Genomic DNA, 17198 nt, shown 5'->3' with positions numbered 1-17198 from the left:
TTTTTTAAAATTATATTTTAAATATAGCTAGTTTTTTATAATTTTTTTGATATAATTACATACGGGAAACGGGAAGAATTTTGTCTTCCCATGTGTTTTTATTTGCATCTAGTTCTTTTGCTAGATGCTTTTTTTATGCTAAAAAAGGTATCCTCAAATACTTTGAGGATACCTTTTCACTTTTATTATCTCTGCTGTTTTCTACCTAATACGAATAATCCAAAACTCATCATTACAAGAAGTGCTCCCATATATGGTTCCACAGGCATTTTCTGCCCTGTCTTCGGTAATTCTTTTTCCGGTTTTTCTGAATTCGGTGTTCCAGGCTTTTCTGGATCTGGTGTTCCAGGTTTTTCTGGATCTGGTGTTCCAGGTTTTTCTGGATTTGGTGTTCCAGGTTTCTCTGGATTCGGTGTTCCAGGTTTTTCTGGATGTGGTGTTCCAGGCTTTTCTGGATCTGGTGTTCCAGGTTTCTCTGGATTCGGTGTTCCAGGTTTTTCTGGATCTGGTGTTCCAGGTTTTTCTGGATTCGGTGTTCCAGGTTTTTCTGGATCTGGTGTTCCAGGTTTTTCTGGATCTGGTGTTTCTGGACCTGGTGGTGCTAAATGATTCAATTTGTTTAATACTTCTAATTGAACTGCATTTATCATTCCATTTGTAATTTCAAATGGAATTGGATTAGTTAATTTTTCATATCCTTTTGGTGCTTCTACTTCTACTAGTGTGTAGTTACCTACAGATAGATCTGCGATTTTTGCCTTCCCATCTTTATCTGTTGTTACTTTCACTACTACTTTTCCCTTTTCATCATGAACTTCAAACACAGCTCCTGATAAGACTTCCTTGCTTTCAGCAGCCATTTTTGTAATCTCCACTGAACCTTTGTCTAACTGTTCATTCTCTACTTTCAATGATAAGACTTTCGTCATACCTTTTTTAATTTCGAATGATACTGGTTCCGTTAACTTCTTGTAACCTGGTAAGCTCTTCGTCTCTACTAATTTGTATTTTCCTACTGATAGATCTGAAACGTTTGCTTTTCCTTCTTTATCTGTCGTTACTTCTGTTACTACTTTGCCTTGCTCATCTTGTACTTCGAAGACTACGCCTTCTAATACTTTTTGGCTATCTTTATCTACTTTTGTTACTTCTACATTTCCCTTGTCTAACATTTCATTTTCTACTGTTAAAGCAAGAGATTTTGTCATGCCTTTTTCAATTTGGAAAGTAATCGGATCTACCAATTGCTTATATCCTTTTGGTGCTTTTACTTCTACTAACTTGTATGTGCCAACTGATAAATTAGTAACTTGTGCTTGTCCTTTTTTATCTGTCGTTATTTTAGCGACTACTTGTCCTGCTGCATCTTGAATTTCAAAGACTGCATCAGCTAAAGCATCTTTATTTTCTTTATCTACTTTTGTAATTTCTATATTTCCTACATCCACTAATTCATTTTCTACAGTCAATTGTAATGCTGTAACTCTACCTTTTTCAATTCCGAATGAAACTGGCTTTTCTAGTGGCTTGTATCCTGCCGGTGTTTCTACTTCTACTAACTCATACTTTCCAATAGATAAATTTGAAACGTTTGCTTTTCCTTCTTTATCCGTTGTTACTTTCGCAACTACTTTTCCTTTTGAGTCACGTACTTCAAATACAACATTTTCTAATGGAGCTTTACTGTCTTTATCTATTTTTGTGATTTCTACATTCCCCGTATCTACCATTTCATTTTCTACAGTGAACGTTAAAGATTTTGTCATACCTTTTTTAATTTCAAATGGTACAGGCTTTTCTAATTTTTTGTAGCCTGGTAAACTATCTACTTCTACTAGCTTGTACTTTCCTACTGATAAATCTGAAACTGTTGCTTTTCCAGCTTTATCTGTCGTTACTTTCGTTACTACCTTGCCTTTGTCGTCTTGAACTTCAAAGACTACACCTGCTAACGGTGCCTTATTATCTTTATCTATTTTTGTAATTTCTACATTTCCCGTATCTACCATTTCATTTTCTATTTTTAATGATAGAACTTCTGTCATTCCTTTTTTGATTTCAAACGATACTGGTTCCGTTAATTTTTTGTAACCTGGTAAGCTTTCTTTCTCTACTAATTTGTACTTTCCTACAGATAAGTCTGAGATTTTTGCTTTACCATTTTTATCTGTTTTTACTTCCGTTACTACTTTGCCTTGCTCATCTTGTACTTCGAAGACTACACCTTCTAATACTTTTTGACTATCTTTATCTACTTTTGTGATTTCTACTGAACCTTTATCTACTAGTTCATTCTCTACTTTTAATGATAAGACTTCTGTCATACCCTTTTTAATTTCGAATGATACTGGCTCTGTTAGCTTTTTGTAGCCTGGTAAGCTTTCTACTTCTACTAGTTTGTAATTTCCTACAGATAGATCTGAAATTTTCGCTTTTCCTTCTTTATCTGTTTTTACTTTCGTTACTACTTTTCCTTTTTCATCTTGCACTTCGAATGTTACGCCTTCTAATGCCTTCTGGCTGTCTTTGTCCACTTTTGTAATTTCTACTGAACCTTTATCTAACTGTTCATTCTCTACTTTTAGTGATAAGACTTCTGTCATGCCTTTTTTAATTTCAAACGATACTGGTTTCGCTAGTTTTTTATATCCTGGTAAGCTCTCTACCTCTACTAGCTTATATTTTCCTACTGATAAATCTGAAATTGTTGCTTTTCCTTCTTTATCTGTTTTTACTTTTGTTACTACTTTATCTTTTTCATCTTGCACTTCGAATGTTACGCCCGCTAATACTGCGCCACTTTCTTTGTCCACTTTTGTAATTTCTACTGAACCTTTATCTAACAGTTCGTTCTCTACTTTCAATGATAAAACTTTCGTCATACCTTTTTTGATTTCGAATGATACTGGTTCTGTTAGCTTTTTGTAACCTGGTAAGCTTTCTTTCTCTACTAATTTGTATTTTCCTACTGATAAATCGGAAATTGTTGCTTTTCCTTCTTTATCTGTCGTTACTTCTGTTACTACTTTGCCTTTGTCGTCTTGTACTTCGAAGACTACGCCTTCTAATACTTTTTGACTATCTTTATCTACTTTTGTGATTTCTACATTTCCCTTGTCTAACATTTCGTTTTCTACTGTTAAAGCAAGAGATTTTGTCATGCCTTTTTCAATTTGGAAAGTAATCGGATCTACTAATTGTTTATACCCTTTTGGTGCCTTTACTTCTACTAACTTGTATGTGCCGACTGATAAATTAGTAACTTGTGCTTGTCCTTTTTTATCTGTCGTTATTTTAGCGACTACTTGTCCTGCTGCATCTTGAATCTCAAATACTGCATCAGCTAAAGCATCTTTATTTTCTTTATCTACTTTTGTAATTTCTACATTTCCTGTATCCACTAATTCATTTTCTACTGTTAGCTTTAGCGCTGTTACTCTACCCTTTTCAATTTCGAATGAAATTGGCTTTTCTAGTGGTTTGTATCCTGCCGGTGTTTCTACTTCCACCAACTCATACTTCCCAATAGGTAAATCTGAAACGTTTGCTTTTCCTTCTTTATCCGTCGTTACTTTCGCAACTACTTTTCCTTTTGAATCACGTACTTCAAATACAACATTTTCTAATGGAGCTTTACTATCTTTATCTATTTTTGTTATCTCTACATTCCCTGTATCCACCATTTCATTTTCTACTTTTAATGATAGAACCTCGGTCATGCCTTTTTTGATTTCAAATGATACTGGTTTTTCTAGCTTTTTATAACCAGGTAAACTTTCTACCTCTACTAATTCATACTTTCCTACAGGTAAATCTGAAACATTTGCTTTTCCATCTTTATCTGTCGTTACTTTTGTAACTTCATTACCCTTTTCATCTTGGACGATGAATGTTACTCCCGCTAACGGTGCTTTATTATCTTTATCTATCTTTGTTATCTCTACATTTCCCGTATCTACCATTTCATTTTCTATTTTTAATGATAGAACTTCAGTCATGCCTTTTTTGATTTCAAATAATACTGGATCTGTTAGTTTCTTATAGCCTGGTAAACTTTCTTTCTCTACTAATTTGTACTTTCCTACTGATAGATCTGAGATTTTTGCTTTACCATCTTTATCTGTCTTTACTTCCTTTACTACTGTTCCAGCTTCATCTTGCACTTCAAAGACTACACCTTTTAATGCTTTTTTGTTATCTTTATCTACTTTTGTAATTTCTACTGGACCTTTATCTAACTGTTCATTTTCTACTTTCAATGATAGGACTGTTGTCATACCTTTTGTAATTTCGAATGATACTGAATCTGTTAGCTTTTTGTAGCCAGGTAAGCTTTTCGTCTCTACTAATTTGTACTTTCCTACTGATAAATCAGAGATTTTTGCTTTACCATCTTTATCTGTTTTTACTTCTGTTACTACTTTTCCTTGCTCATCTTGCACTTCGAAGACTACGCCCTCTAATACTTTTTGACTATCTTTATCTATTTTTGTAATTTCTACTGAACCTTTGTCTAACTGCTCATTTTCTACTTTTATTGCTAAAGCTTTTGTCATACCTTTTTTTATTTCAAATGGTACTGGTTCTGTTAGCTTTTTATAACCTGGTAAGCTTTTCGTCTCTACTAATTTGTACTTTCCTACTGATAGATCTGAAACGTTTGCTTTTCCATCTTTATCTGTTACTACTTTTCTTACTACGCCATCTTTCTCATCTTGGACTTCAAATTCGACACCGGCTAATACTGCCCCGTTTTCTTTGTCCACTTTTGTAATTTCTACATTACCTTTGTCTACCATCGCATTTTCCACTTGTATTGGGAATATGCCGTCCCCTGTTACATTTACTTCGAACTCTGTTTCTTTTAATTGGTATCCTTCAGGTGCTTTTGTTTCTTTTAAAATATATTTTCCTGGTGCTAACGGTTTAGAGATTGCCTTACCATCTTTATCTGTAACAATATGTTCGACTACTACACTGTCTTTTACTATATCAAACTCTGCATTTGCTAATGGTTTTTCACCATTTTCCGAATCAATTTTCTTTACTTCAATTTGACCCTTTTGCATAGTGTTTTTAATTTCAATTGTTTTTGTTTCTCCAGCTTGAAGTGTAACCTCTACTGGGCTTGTTAATTTTTGATATCCTTCTGGCGCTACTGTTTCATAAACTTTATACGTCCCAGGAGCTAAAGTTTGAGGTACTGAAAAACCTTTTTCGTCCGTTTTCAGTTTTGCAACAACTTCATTTGCACTATTTCGAACTTCAAATTCGGCACCTTTTAGCCCTTTGTTCGGATTCTCAGCATCTATTTTATGAATTGATACTGTACCGTCTTTTGGAGCTTCAGGCGGCGTAATGGTTACTTCTTTTGATGTTAATGTTTTATCATCAAAATGTAATTCTGCTTTATTAGGAATCTTCTTATCTACGTAAGAAGATAAGTCTGCATTATTTTTAATTTTCGCCTTAATACTAAGGTTAATTATCTGGTCTTCATATGACTTATAGTCAAAACTCTCACCAAATGTAAATGTTACTTCACTTCTTTGTTTATCTATATTTAACGTTCCTTTAGAAGTAATATCTTGGCCATTTTGATCATACACCTTTGCCTCTAATACTTCTAAAACATCTTCTAAATCATCACTAATTACCATAGATGTGTATTTAGGAGGATCGTTCGGTATATGTGTACCAACTTGGTATTGAATAACTTGATCCATTTGTGTTAACTGCTCATTCTCTACAAGCTTGCCATTCTCATCAACTATATTTTTTTCAATGCTAGGTGGATTATTGTCACCTGAACCGGATCCTCCCCCACCACTTACAAATACTTGTCCTACTTTTTCTTCAGTTTTAATATTTTTACCTTCTAATTTCACAGTATTTTTATGAGGCTTTGCAGCAGGATTTGTAACCTTTGTTTTATATCTTAAAATATAGCCTTTTGAACTGTCTGGAAATTCAATTGTAAATCCAGTCTTTGTTGCATTAATTTTAATGTTAGATAAATCTGCTGGCTTAATATTTGTTGGTGCATAACCATCTTCAAATACAGCCTCTTCTAATACTACGCTGTCTGTAATTAACTCATGCCCAGGTCCTAATGTATCTGTTAATTTAAGATCTTGCATTTCTGTTCCGGTTGCATTTACATATACAAGCCAATCAGCAATTGAAGGATTTTCTTGATTATAAGAACCCCATTTCAATAAATTTTCCGTATTGGGCTGTGGCTTCGGTCTCTCTGTCGTATTATTTACACTTACTTCTTTATTGACGATTTGACCATCAACGTTAAATTCTAATGGAATTTCTTTAACACCATCATATGCTTCTAGACCAAAGTAGAATTCTACGAATAAAGAACCTTTAATGTTATTCTTTCCTTCTACGTAATCACCCATAGTACATGTTAATAGACCCTTTTTCATCTCACATGTACCAACTGTTTTTCCTTCAGCATCTTTTAAAGGAAAACTCATATTCATAAGGTCTTTTCGAAACTCTTTTGGCATATCAATTGTGAATTGATCTCCACTTTTTATTTTTTCTTTAGCTGACCACTTCACTTCTACTTTCATACCATCTGAGGCTTGATACGGTTCAGATGTCGTGCCATCAGTACGAGAAATATTAATTTCGTCCACTGGACTTTTCATCACAGCAGCTTGAATAACTGGAGCCCACACATTCAGCACTGAAAATAATACTAGAAAAACTAATGAAACCATTGAAATATGCCTTTTAGTACTTTTCATTTGCATAGTTCCCTCCTATTTTTTTATATTTATATAACAAAAAAAGACCGTCCGGTTGCATCAAAAATGTGCAACCAGACGATCTTAGTAACCAATATGTATTACCGTAGACTCTAAGCTTTGCGGCCTATCCTTTCGAATAGTGTGCTAAAAATATCTTTTATTCTTTTTTTGTTTCATTTTCCTCTTAAACCAAATATTACTATACCGTCTAGACGGTTATAATTCAATACTCTATAAAATTGTTCTATTTTTCTAATAAAAAAAACAATTCACCACTACATTAAATAAGTAATGGTGAATTGTTTTCACATTATATAGTTCGTATATTCTATTTATACGAATTAACAATAAGAGCTTGAATCACTTTTTCTCTTAACTCGGGGCTTAGTCTGCCAACCCCTAAATATTCCGAATACCATAATCCATCTGCTGCTAATCTAATAATTGTTGCACATACTGAATCTATCTCATCGTTTTCTATATTCTTTTGCAGTTGCTGAAATGATTGTTGTAATGGCTCAAGTAATTCAGGTTTTAACATGAATGCTGCCATCATACTACTAGACAACTCTTCTGTTCTTCTCTCATTACTTAATCTTTCCTCTACAAAAGAGCGAACCCATCTCCCTTTCCTCTCTGAGTCTTCCGCTACTTTATTGTAAATAGCGCCCTCATAATCCTCTATCCCTCTGACTATCATACCTTCTATTAAAGCTTCTTTATTTGCAAAGTGATACAATAATCCACCTTTACTTACACCCGCCTCTTTTGCCACTGCTTCTAAGGTTAATTTAGCAACCCCTTTACATTGCACAATTTGAGAAGCGGCCGCCAAAATCTTTTGCCGCGTTATGCTGATACTCATTCCTTTTTAAAACCCCATTTCTACTAAATTTATATAAATACGAATCTTATTTTTAATATTGTTGATTACTACTAAGTATTTTCTTTATACAACAAAAGCTTCATTACCTTTGAATTTTTAGTTACTTATTCTATTAAAAATTTCCATATCATTCAATATGATAACATCAAATACACAACATTGACTATACATCTATACTTTCATATTCATTCCTAATATATCCATTAATAAAATTTACCGATTTAGTCCTTCTTATTACTTTATCCCGCTATTTGCCGGACAGTAAGACCCCCACCTCAAAATTCAGCTAAAACAAAGGAGTTAGGCGGGAGGCGGGCTGCCCATAAATGCCCGATTGGTGAGAACTAATAATCAGTGGGGAATGAACAAAATCCCCACTGATTAAAGTTTCACTTTATATACGCAACATGGACAAGTATATTTCATTTATGTTGCTCCTTTTATTTTTCCTAAAAATAATCTTACCTATTTTTTAGACAAAGTCCTCAAAAAAGAAAACCACCTACCCCCTAAAGAATATAGGGAACAGATGGTTTATGTGTTTTATTAGAAAGTAGTGCCTTCTTTTTTATAATATTCTTTTGAAATCTCTTCATAAAATGCGGCTGATGTCGCGTAGAAATAAGGTGCTAACCATAAGAAACCGATTCCTATAGTAAGAATACTTAATATGAACCAGCCTAAGAAACTTAAGCATAGTAAAAAATAATCCATTTTATGTCCATTCATCATATGACGACTCTCAGTAATCGCTTGATTCGCTGTATATTCTGGATGATCATTCAAAATAAAATATGTCATAGAATAAGAAAATGATTTAATAATACCTGGAATAATAAGAAGTAATGTCCATAGAGTCAAGTATACATACATTAGTAAATATGTTAAAAACGACTTCATCAACTTACTTCCATCGCTAAACCATCTAAATATATGACCAATGCGAGCATCAGTCCCACGAATTGCATTTAAAACAAGATAATAGGCACCTATTGTTAATGGACCAATAACAAGCATTACAATAATACTTACTGTAAGTGAATCACTTGCCTCTTCCCAACCCCAAAATATCGAGAAAATACCTGTTGTTAGCATTTCAACAGCTCCAATAAGGATTCCAATTAATAAAGTTGCCCCTACCGCTAATCCCCATCTTCCTTTTAATGCATCAAGTGCTTCTCTTTTCAACTGACTTATCATATATAACCTCCTAATACTATTTGTATTTTTGTATACCATTTACATCAAAAATTCCACATATTCCCCAAAACAGAAGCATATTACCTTTTTTCATGCGTATTGATACATGTTTGCTGTAGTTGTACTAATATATGGATTAAACGACTCTTTTCCCTATAACAAAAAAGCTTGCCCTTCAGACTAGGCAAGCTTTCTCAAATTATTCCTCACTCATTCTCTTCTTATACCAATCCTGCATTCTCTCCGCGTCTTCTACTCTCGTATGCTCTATTTTATAACTAGATGATGCACTAGAAAACTTATACGTACATAAATCCGCTCGGCGCTGGAAATATGATTGTGTCTTCTCCATTGATTGGACATGTCTTCTTCTAATAAGTCCTGTATATTTTCCGACGCTACGATAGACAAGTGTAATTTGTTCTCCGTTAACACTGTAACCATTTGTTTTAAATGTTGCGTATCCAAGTGTAAAGATGAGGATCGCGAGCGGAATTAATGCCCACATGATGAAGTGCTTTTCAGAGTATATACTTATTCCAGTAAGCGGGATTGCTAGCATTGCGAAGAAAATGAAACTATCAATGAGATAGCGGCGCAATGCTGCTTTTGGTAATGAAATAATGTTTGTATTCAGTTCATATGGTAACTGTAAATGTGTGAGTAACTGTTGCACGCGATCTTTTCGAATAATTGGATGCAGTGTAACTTTTTCTTTTTCGTCATCCATTCCCTTACTTTGAATTACTTCTACTTGCACAGCACAATAACCGAATGGTTGGCGTAAAATGCTTTCTTTTATCGTAATACCTTGAATACGGTGCAATTTTAGTACGAGTTCTTTTCTTTCCAGTAACCCTTGCGAAATACGGACTTCATCATTTTTTCGATTTACTGTGAAGTTACCATGTTTTAACGCGTAGCCAATTGTAGATATAACCCACGAAAGAACGAGCAAAATAGCTACCATGAAAATCCAGCCATATATATCATGTTCCATTACATACGACTTTACGCCATTCTCTATCCATTTCGGAATGTACTCATCTACTTGGTGATAGACGAAAAAGATTAAAGAGAATAATAGTCCAAATTGACCAGATGTAACAGATGCTAATAAAATCTCTTTCCAAGTTAATTTATACTCTGTCGCTTGTTTTTCTTCTGTAACAATTTCTTTTTCTACTGTATTTTCTGTTGCTTCGTCTAACGTTCCTTCTGCTTTCACTTCTGGAGTTGGCTCATTTAGCAAAGCAATAAGCTCCGCCGCTTCTTCTGCCGTAATACCAGCTAAGCTAACTTCTGCTTCATCGCCCCCACCAGCTGTTTCAATCTGAATTTTTTTCAAACCGAGCATTTGATAGAGCACGTTAGAACTTGTATTAATCGTTTGAACACGTTCTTTATTTAAGTAGCTCTCCTTTTTCACGAAGAGACCTTTTTTCACATGTAATACGTTATTTTCAACCCAATATGTTGTGTAATACCATTTTTCAAATGCTGAAAAAACGGTGAGTAAACCAAATCCTGCGGGAATTAAATACCAAAACGGAAATTTTCCGTTTAAGCTGAACATGAAAATAATGAGTGGTATAAAATCTGTTATTTTTAATTCTAATAACATCGTGATTGGATGCTGCCTCTTATACATCCTCATCACTCACTTTCGCTAATTCTGCGATTTTCGTTTTCAACATTTCTGCTTCATACATCGTTAAGCCTGGGATGCTGTGAGAAGTTGCTGCCGTTGAAATGTGTAATTCTGCTAAGCCATATTTTCTCATAATCGGACCTTGTTCAATCGTTACGTGCTGTACACGAATCATCGGTACTAATACGCGCTTTACGACAAAAAGACCATGCTGAATTTCAAGCTCTTCCTCATTTAGTTGGTAGCTGTAATAACGTTGACGTAGTTTCGGGAATAAGAAGTACGAAAATGGTGCGAACACAACTGTTAGCCCAATCATCACATACAAAATCCACGCCCACCAATCAAACTTTATCATAAGGAAAAGGTAAGCTAAAATGACGAGTATACCGATCCCTTCTTCAATTACAGCACGAACTTTCCACACCTTGACCATGTCAGGGTGAATTTCATTTTTCAATGGATCCATGTAACCACTCCAAATCTAGTAATCTAATATATGAATACTCTTAATCTACATTTTACATAACTTTACAGAAAATTGAAATTTAATCTTCTTTCTTCTCTGGAATAAAATATCCGAACCAAAGTAACCAAATGAAACCGATTAACTTCATCCAACTTCCATCCGCTTGAAAAGCTTCAATCATACCTGGTATTTTATAAACCCCAATAAATCCAAGAAAACCGAGCCACCAGTTTTTTTGCATTTTCATTTTTACTCCTCCTTCATTACGTTTTTCACATTTCGAATCCAAATTTCTTTATACTTTAACTGGAATCCCATGAGCATATAGTTGCTCATATTATCGATCACGAGTGCTAGCGTATGAGCATTTTCTTCCGTTTCATGTTGTGACACAACGCCCAGTCTCGCGCCTTTCTTCAATAAATCGTGGAAACCATGTAAGAAATCCTCTTGTATTTCAAATAAACGTTTCTGGTACTTTTCATTTCGCGATGCAGTTACGATAAATTCATTGATAACGCGTAGTATTCCTTCTTGCCCTTCATACTCAGAGAGCATATGTAAACCATCTGAAATTAACTTTTCTGCAAAGTTTTCTTTCGTATATTGCTCTTTATCGAAATAATTCACGAAATGATACCCAGAAAAAATTTCTTCAAATAAAAAATCAACTAACGCTTCTTTAGAAGAAAAATGATAGTAAATAGCCGGTTTTGAAATACCTACCTCTTTCGCAATCATGGAAAGACTCATCTTCTCAATGCCGTGTTCTGCCATAAGTTTAAATGATGCCTCTACAATGTTCTGCGATGTTTGTAAATTCTTCGTCATACTGTACCTCACTTATTTTTACTTACCGGTCGGTAAGTAAATTATAAAACAAAACGAAATGATTTTCAATTTAGTTAGCACTATAGAAGGTATTTATTGGAAAACAAAGAAAGTTATAAAGTAAAAACAACATATAACAATAAGGAGGATATCATATGGGACTTGGTGGTAATGGCGGCGGTGAAGCGGGACAAGCTGGCAAGAGCGGATTTTCATTAATCATTGTACTTTTTATCGTATTGATTATAGTTGGAGTTAGCTATATCGGACTTAGCTTCTAAGAAAAGGCGTCCTACATTACACATGTAGGACGCCTTCTTTTTAATCCCTATTCAGCAACCGCATACGATAACAATTCATCGTTACTTCCCCAAGTCTTTGCAATAATTGATAGTTCGCATACGCGCCGACCGGGGCACCGATTATGGGTACGAGCTGAAGCATTTTTGCTAAATCGATATAGTCTCGGTACTCTGTTTGGAACTTTTCCCAGTCCATATGATTTTCTTCTTCTGTATCCCATGTTTCGATTGCTTTCCATATTTCTTTTCGGTGGTCGTCACTTGAAAAGGCAAGCTGGAAAACGTGAAGGATAAAAAGGCGCTCTTCTTTGTCGCTCGTATCAAATCCGTACAATGTTGCTGCATCGAATAAAAATTTAATTTTAATGCCGAGTAAAAGCGGAAAGTCAGCAAGACCGAGGAGAATACCACCAGCTCCCGTCCCTGCTCCTTCTGCCGCTGCTATTTTTTTGTACTCATCCATTTTTTTACGAACTTCATCGTCACGTCTTTGCAGTGACCATGTCGTCTCTTTTAGCTTCGGCTTTATAAAGTTTGACCCGGCGCTAATTGTTTGTACCATCATCCGGATCGTCTCTGTTAGCACTTTTTGTACTTTCGCCGGAATGAGCTGTTGCACTTTCGTCTGCACTTTTTTGGAGAACCGTGTCATCATAGAAGAATCTTTCATGAATGTAGCTTTCCACTGCTCCAATTCTTTTATAACCTTCTCTTCGTATGTAATCATAGGTTCATTCCTTTCAATTTAAACGCTCAATGCGCTTCGCCCCGTATTGGTAAACGAAACCGATACTAAATAATATGCTTACGACAAGTAAAATTCCTGTCATCATGAAATCTTTCGTTGCTAGTGCAAATATAACTGTAAAGATTACGCTCCCGATGATTAGAATCGCATTTAATAAAGTAAGAAAATCTTTCTTCTTTTCATCTACCTTTACTGGATACAAATCAAGCCAAATTTTCATGCGGTGATGTTTCCATAAAGTTAATAGCTGATAGCCGATTAAGTATAGGAAGATAAAACTTACGATAAATCGTCCATATAAAAATGGAATGAAGTAAAGAATAACTCCTCCAAGAGCGAGCAGACGCACATATAATCCAAAATAGTTACCTGATCTTAAAAACGTTCTCGTATATAAGTATAAATATGTACGCTTTTCGCCGATTATCGACAGAATGAAATCCAGCCATTTTCGGCGAGATACTCTTTCTTTTAATGCTGGTACATCAACGAACATATTCGCAATTCGGTACAGCAGCATCATTTTCTTACCTTCTTCAGAAATTAAATACTCCCAGTTTAGCGGCTTTCCTTTTACCATTTGATGCATGATAGCAAGATATAACACCATGAGCAGAACGATTCCGCCAATGAAAAGAACTGAAGTACGTTCTACAAGGAAATATACAAATAAACCGTTTAAGATAAAACGAATAAACCAATCAGCCCTTTGTATATTTTGATCTGTTAAAAATGACTTTTCCCACGCTACAAATAAATTCCACGCTTTTACAATGACAAATGCGAGGACGATCCAAATGTATCCAGCACCTGTTTGCTTCATTTGTTGGAAGTATAACGGAGCAAGCGCAGCTGCTACGATTGCGATTATGTATAACTGAATCATAAATGTAAAAAGAAATGCCTTGGTGAAGTAAGGTTTTAACTTTTCTTCAACTGGCAGTAAGTAAACGAGATCCGCTTCTTTTAATAACGTTTGAATGGATCCAGCTGTTAACACGAGTCCAATTAATACTGCCATTACGAGCGCAGTTGGAAAGGAAGATGTTAACGTTTGTAACCATTGCTGGTAATAATACGCTCCCGCACCGATGATGAACACGAAAATAAATTTCAAATGATCATTAAATACGTATTTACTATATGTACGAACTTCGTTTAGAAAGTGACGAAATCGTTCTTTCCATAACGCTGCGCTATTCATAATCTTCTTCCTTTGTTAGCGCGATGTAAATATCATCTAACGTTGCACCTGGCATATTAAACTGTGATTGCAGTTCAGCTAATGTTCCCTTCGCTCTTACTTCACCTTGATGCAGAATAATGAACGAATCACAATAACGCTCTGCCGTCGCTAAAATATGTGTGCTCATTAAAATACCGGCTCCACTCTTTTTCATTTGATCCATCATTTGAAGAAGAGATTGAATTGCTAACGGATCTAATCCAACGAAAGGTTCGTCTACTATGTAAAGAGATGGCTCAACTAAAAACGCGCTCATAATCATTACTTTTTGTTTCATCCCTTTTGAGAAATGAGATGGAAACCATTTTAAACGATTTTTCATGCGAAATTCATGTAATAGTTGTCCTACACGTTCTTCATATTGTTTTTCATCAACGCCGTACGCCATCGCTGTTAATTTCAAATGCTCTTCTAACGTTAATTCATCATATAATACCGGCGTTTCTGGAATGAATGAAAAGCTAGAACGGTACGCTGTCATATCATCACGAATTGTTTTCCCATTAATTGTGACAGTTCCTTTTTTCGGTTCCATTAAACCGATAATATGTTTAATCGTCGTACTTTTACCAGCTCCATTTAAACCGATTAAGCCGACAAGTTCGCCTTTATTAACAGAGAACGAAACATCTTTTAATACAGGTCGTTTCGTATATCCTCCTGTAACATTTTCTACACGCAATAACTCGCTCATACGACACCACTTTCTTCATTAGTATTCATTCTATATTCATCTTACCAAAAATTATGCTGTACTACATAGTATCCATGTACTCAAAAAAAAAATTTAAATTTATTAGCATATATTTTCCCGAAAGCGGACATCATAATTATTGAAGAAGGAACACATTGAAAAAGCAACCACCAATTGATGAGTACAACAACATAGTGAAGTCATCATGAAATGGGGTGTCCATGTTGGACAATGAAATTTACACATAACCAGATTATTTGTTTCATTTTCGAAACGGGGTGTCTCCGAAAGAGCATATACTGTTTTAAAAAATAAACAATTTCATTTTAAAAAAAGATTGCAATTCATTTCACTTGAAAATGGGGTGTCTACGGCAGAAACTTTAGCCGATTTACCGTGCATTTCTTAAATAAATGAGGTGTCTGCGAAACGTAAATTACGATAATGCTTTTTCAATCCCTCTTCAGAAAACAGGAAGCTGAGTCAGCTTCCTGTTTTTCGTGTTTGTTCTCTTATGTAATTATGGTAAAATACGGCTAAGGATATTTGAAAGGATGAGATCAATGAATCATACAGCAGACAATTGTATTTTTTGTAAAATCATTGACGGGCAAATCCCTTGCTCAAAAGTATACGAAGATGAACATGTGCTTGCATTTTTAGATATTAGTCAAGTAACAAAAGGACATACTCTTGTTATTCCGAAAGTTCACAAACAAGACATTTTTGCGTTAACGCCAGAAATCGCATCACACATTTTTTCTGTCGTTCCAAAAATCTCAAATGCGATTAAAGCAGAGTTTAATCCAGTTGGCTTTAACCTACTTAACAATAACGGTGAAAAAGCTGGACAAACTGTGTTCCACTTCCACCTTCATTTAATTCCACGCTACGGTGAAAAAGATGGTTTCGGTGCTGTTTGGAAATCACACCAAAATGAATACACTATGGAAAATTTACAAAACATCGCAAGTACAATTGCAAATAGTGTGAAATAATGACACTATAAGAAGGCGTAATACATAACAAGCCACTTCCCTGAAGTCATCAAATTCCGCATGTCTTGTTTCTTCACCTAAAATGCTCAGGGATGATTGTTTGTGCCTAGCACATATAAGAAAGATATGCATATTTTTTCACATCATGAATACGAACAAAAAATAAGGAGGTCTCCTTTTATGTCAAAAGCTAAATCCTTTATTACAGGTGTTATTTGCGGGGGAGCAGTTGCTGGACTAGCCGTTCTTTTCTCAACTCCTTCTTCTGGTAAAGACATGCGCGGCAAGTTAAAAGAAAAAGGAAATGATATTAAAAAGACTTTAGCTGATATTACAGCTGATACGAAATTATTAAAGCGTCAAATTGTTGAAACTGCTTCAGAAGGTAAAGAAGTGTTTCAAGAACTAAAAGATGACATGCAAGACACGCTTTCTAACTGGAAACAAGATATTTCTCAAAACAAGCGCCATATTGAGAAAGAAATTTTGGACATCCAAAAGTCAATTGAGAAACTGCAAGAAGCTGTTCCAGAAAAAGCGTAAACAAATTCCTGCTTAGTTTTTTGCATATAACAAATATTTTTTATATAAATTGACCTTGACACGGCATATCGTATAGATATGCCGTGTTTTTATGCATTTACAATATATGTTATCAATTAACATGTAAGGACAACGCATGTATTCACGACTCATAAAACGCTTCCATAGTTATGCATGATTTGTATAGAATGTCATTTTGTTAAAAAATTTTCACAATTCTTACAAAAAGACTTTATTAATTTTTATTTTACTGGCATAATAGATAGTAATGAAAAAGAATGTTAAAGTGGGTGAGTAAATGAAAAGTGGAGAAAAAGATTACTCGGTAAAAGAAGCGATGATTTTCAGCCAACGCATTGCTCAATTATCGAAAGCGTTATGGAAATGTGTAGAGAAAGATTGGCAGCAGTGGATTAAACCTTACGATTTAAATATTAATGAACATCATATTTTAACAATCGCTTATCATTTAAAAGGGGCTTCTATTTCTGAGATTGCTAAGTTTGGAGTTATGCACGTATCAACAGCGTTTAACTTCTCTAAAAAGCTTGAAGAACGCGGCTATCTTGTATTCTCAAAAAAGGAAGATGATAAACGAAATACGTACATTGAAATTACAGACAAAGGGGAAGAATTACTACTTCGCTTAATGGAAGAGTATGATCCTGAAAATAATTCGGTATTTAATGGGGCTCTTGCACTTCGTAATTTTTATGGGAAGTTCCCAGAAAATATCGAACTGATTGCAATCCTGCGTAATATTTACGGACAAGACTTTATCGATATTTTTGAGAAATCATTAGAAGATATTGAAGAGAACTTTACAGAATCCGATCAAAAGTTAGTTAAGAAATAATCTA

Annotated in this window: 14 protein-coding genes and 1 riboswitch; of the genes, 4 read left to right on the top strand and 10 right to left on the bottom strand. The window is 34.8% G+C overall.

What is annotated here, in order from left to right; all coding sequences use genetic code 11:
- Positions 1 to 185: 185 nt before the first annotated feature.
- The 7 genes from AC241_RS05380 to AC241_RS05350 all read right to left on the bottom strand — a co-directional run bounded on the left by AC241_RS05380 (position 186) and on the right by AC241_RS05350 (position 11807).
- Positions 186 to 6773 (bottom strand): SpaA isopeptide-forming pilin-related protein, encoded by a 6588-nt coding sequence (locus AC241_RS05380; protein WP_050842791.1) that lies wholly within the window; start codon positions 6771 to 6773, stop codon positions 186 to 188.
- 60 nt (positions 6774 to 6833) lie between these two features.
- Positions 6834 to 6926: riboswitch (cyclic di-GMP riboswitch) on the bottom strand.
- A 172-nt stretch (positions 6927 to 7098) separates the two neighbouring features.
- The gene (locus AC241_RS05375; protein WP_029442074.1) at positions 7099 to 7635 is read right to left on the bottom strand and encodes a TetR/AcrR family transcriptional regulator; all 537 of its coding nucleotides are present in this window, start codon (positions 7633 to 7635) and stop codon (positions 7099 to 7101) included.
- 567 nt (positions 7636 to 8202) lie between these two features.
- Positions 8203 to 8856, bottom strand: a complete 654-nt coding sequence (locus AC241_RS05370) for a DUF975 family protein (protein ID WP_000625399.1) — start codon at positions 8854 to 8856, stop codon at positions 8203 to 8205.
- Positions 8857 to 9055: 199 nt separating this feature from the next.
- The gene (locus AC241_RS05365; RefSeq protein WP_050842789.1) at positions 9056 to 10507 is read right to left on the bottom strand and encodes a PH domain-containing protein; all 1452 of its coding nucleotides are present in this window, start codon (positions 10505 to 10507) and stop codon (positions 9056 to 9058) included.
- Entirely contained in the window at positions 10500 to 10976 is a 477-nt protein-coding gene (locus tag AC241_RS05360; RefSeq protein WP_000371358.1) for a PH domain-containing protein, read from the bottom strand. The genes AC241_RS05365 and AC241_RS05360 overlap by 8 nt, the downstream gene beginning before the upstream one ends.
- A 79-nt stretch (positions 10977 to 11055) precedes the next feature.
- Positions 11056 to 11223, bottom strand: coding sequence for a hypothetical protein (locus AC241_RS34645; protein ID WP_000783815.1), 168 nt, complete (start codon positions 11221 to 11223; stop codon positions 11056 to 11058).
- Between the two features lie 2 nt (positions 11224 to 11225).
- Positions 11226 to 11807, bottom strand: coding sequence for a TetR/AcrR family transcriptional regulator (locus AC241_RS05350; RefSeq protein WP_050842787.1), 582 nt, complete (start codon positions 11805 to 11807; stop codon positions 11226 to 11228).
- Positions 11808 to 11962: 155 nt separating this feature from the next.
- Here AC241_RS05350 and AC241_RS32625 point away from each other — a divergent pair, with 155 nt between their 5' ends.
- Entirely contained in the window at positions 11963 to 12088 is a 126-nt protein-coding gene (locus AC241_RS32625; protein ID WP_000522756.1) for a YjcZ family sporulation protein, read from the top strand.
- 40 nt (positions 12089 to 12128) lie between these two features.
- Here AC241_RS32625 and ecsC read toward each other — a convergent pair whose 3' ends face one another.
- The 3 genes from ecsC to ecsA are packed head-to-tail and all read right to left on the bottom strand — an operon-like array spanning position 12129 to position 14797.
- The gene (ecsC, locus tag AC241_RS05345) at positions 12129 to 12836 is read right to left on the bottom strand and encodes an ecs operon protein EcsC (RefSeq protein WP_016082591.1); all 708 of its coding nucleotides are present in this window, start codon (positions 12834 to 12836) and stop codon (positions 12129 to 12131) included.
- A gap of 13 nt (positions 12837 to 12849) precedes the next feature.
- Entirely contained in the window at positions 12850 to 14061 is a 1212-nt protein-coding gene (ecsB, locus tag AC241_RS05340; protein WP_029442071.1) for an ABC transporter permease EcsB, read from the bottom strand.
- Positions 14054 to 14797 (bottom strand): ABC transporter ATP-binding protein EcsA, encoded by a 744-nt coding sequence (gene ecsA, locus AC241_RS05335; protein ID WP_001292597.1) that lies wholly within the window; start codon positions 14795 to 14797, stop codon positions 14054 to 14056. Before ecsA ends, ecsB begins: the two co-directional genes overlap by 8 nt.
- Before the next feature lie 563 nt (positions 14798 to 15360).
- On the opposite strand from ecsA, the gene AC241_RS05330 reads away from it, so the two are divergent.
- From AC241_RS05330 to AC241_RS05320, 3 genes are all read left to right on the top strand, one after another.
- Positions 15361 to 15795, top strand: coding sequence for an HIT family protein (locus AC241_RS05330; RefSeq protein ID WP_016082593.1), 435 nt, complete (start codon positions 15361 to 15363; stop codon positions 15793 to 15795).
- Positions 15796 to 15975: 180 nt separating this feature from the next.
- Positions 15976 to 16338: a YtxH domain-containing protein gene (locus AC241_RS05325; RefSeq protein ID WP_000030302.1), complete on the top strand. Its 363-nt coding sequence runs from the start codon at positions 15976 to 15978 to the stop codon at positions 16336 to 16338.
- Positions 16339 to 16636: 298 nt separating this feature from the next.
- Positions 16637 to 17194 (top strand): HTH-type transcriptional regulator Hpr, encoded by a 558-nt coding sequence (locus tag AC241_RS05320; RefSeq protein WP_000834924.1) that lies wholly within the window; start codon positions 16637 to 16639, stop codon positions 17192 to 17194.
- The last annotated feature ends 4 nt before the right edge of the window (positions 17195 to 17198 follow it).

The sequence above is a fragment of the Bacillus thuringiensis genome (assembly GCF_001182785.1).
In the GTDB taxonomy this organism is placed as follows: Bacteria; Bacillota; Bacilli; order Bacillales; family Bacillaceae_G; genus Bacillus_A; species Bacillus_A thuringiensis_S.
Note: the sequence above shows the minus strand (reverse complement) of the source record. Positions and strands in the feature narration are given on the sequence as shown.

Bases quoted from the DNA above. Each gene is read 5' to 3' on its own strand.
- AC241_RS34645 (WP_000783815.1), bottom strand. From the start codon at position 11,223: ATGAAAATGCAAAAAAACTGGTGGCTCGGTTTTCTTGGATTTATTGGG.
- AC241_RS05330 (WP_016082593.1), top strand. From the start codon at position 15,361: ATGAATCATACAGCAGACAATTGTATTTTTTGTAAAATCATTGACGGG.
- AC241_RS05325 (WP_000030302.1), top strand. From the start codon at position 15,976: ATGTCAAAAGCTAAATCCTTTATTACAGGTGTTATTTGCGGGGGAGCA.
- AC241_RS05360 (WP_000371358.1), bottom strand. From the start codon at position 10,976: ATGGATCCATTGAAAAATGAAATTCACCCTGACATGGTCAAGGTGTGG.
- AC241_RS05370 (WP_000625399.1), bottom strand. From the start codon at position 8,856: ATGATAAGTCAGTTGAAAAGAGAAGCACTTGATGCATTAAAAGGAAGA.
- AC241_RS32625 (WP_000522756.1), top strand. From the start codon at position 11,963: ATGGGACTTGGTGGTAATGGCGGCGGTGAAGCGGGACAAGCTGGCAAG.
- AC241_RS05380 (WP_050842791.1), bottom strand. From the start codon at position 6,773: ATGCAAATGAAAAGTACTAAAAGGCATATTTCAATGGTTTCATTAGTT.
- AC241_RS05365 (WP_050842789.1), bottom strand. From the start codon at position 10,507: ATGTATAAGAGGCAGCATCCAATCACGATGTTATTAGAATTAAAAATA.
- ecsB (WP_029442071.1), bottom strand. From the start codon at position 14,061: ATGAATAGCGCAGCGTTATGGAAAGAACGATTTCGTCACTTTCTAAAC.
- AC241_RS05320 (WP_000834924.1), top strand. From the start codon at position 16,637: ATGAAAAGTGGAGAAAAAGATTACTCGGTAAAAGAAGCGATGATTTTC.
- ecsC (WP_016082591.1), bottom strand. From the start codon at position 12,836: ATGATTACATACGAAGAGAAGGTTATAAAAGAATTGGAGCAGTGGAAA.
- AC241_RS05375 (WP_029442074.1), bottom strand. From the start codon at position 7,635: ATGAGTATCAGCATAACGCGGCAAAAGATTTTGGCGGCCGCTTCTCAA.
- ecsA (WP_001292597.1), bottom strand. From the start codon at position 14,797: ATGAGCGAGTTATTGCGTGTAGAAAATGTTACAGGAGGATATACGAAA.
- AC241_RS05350 (WP_050842787.1), bottom strand. From the start codon at position 11,807: ATGACGAAGAATTTACAAACATCGCAGAACATTGTAGAGGCATCATTT.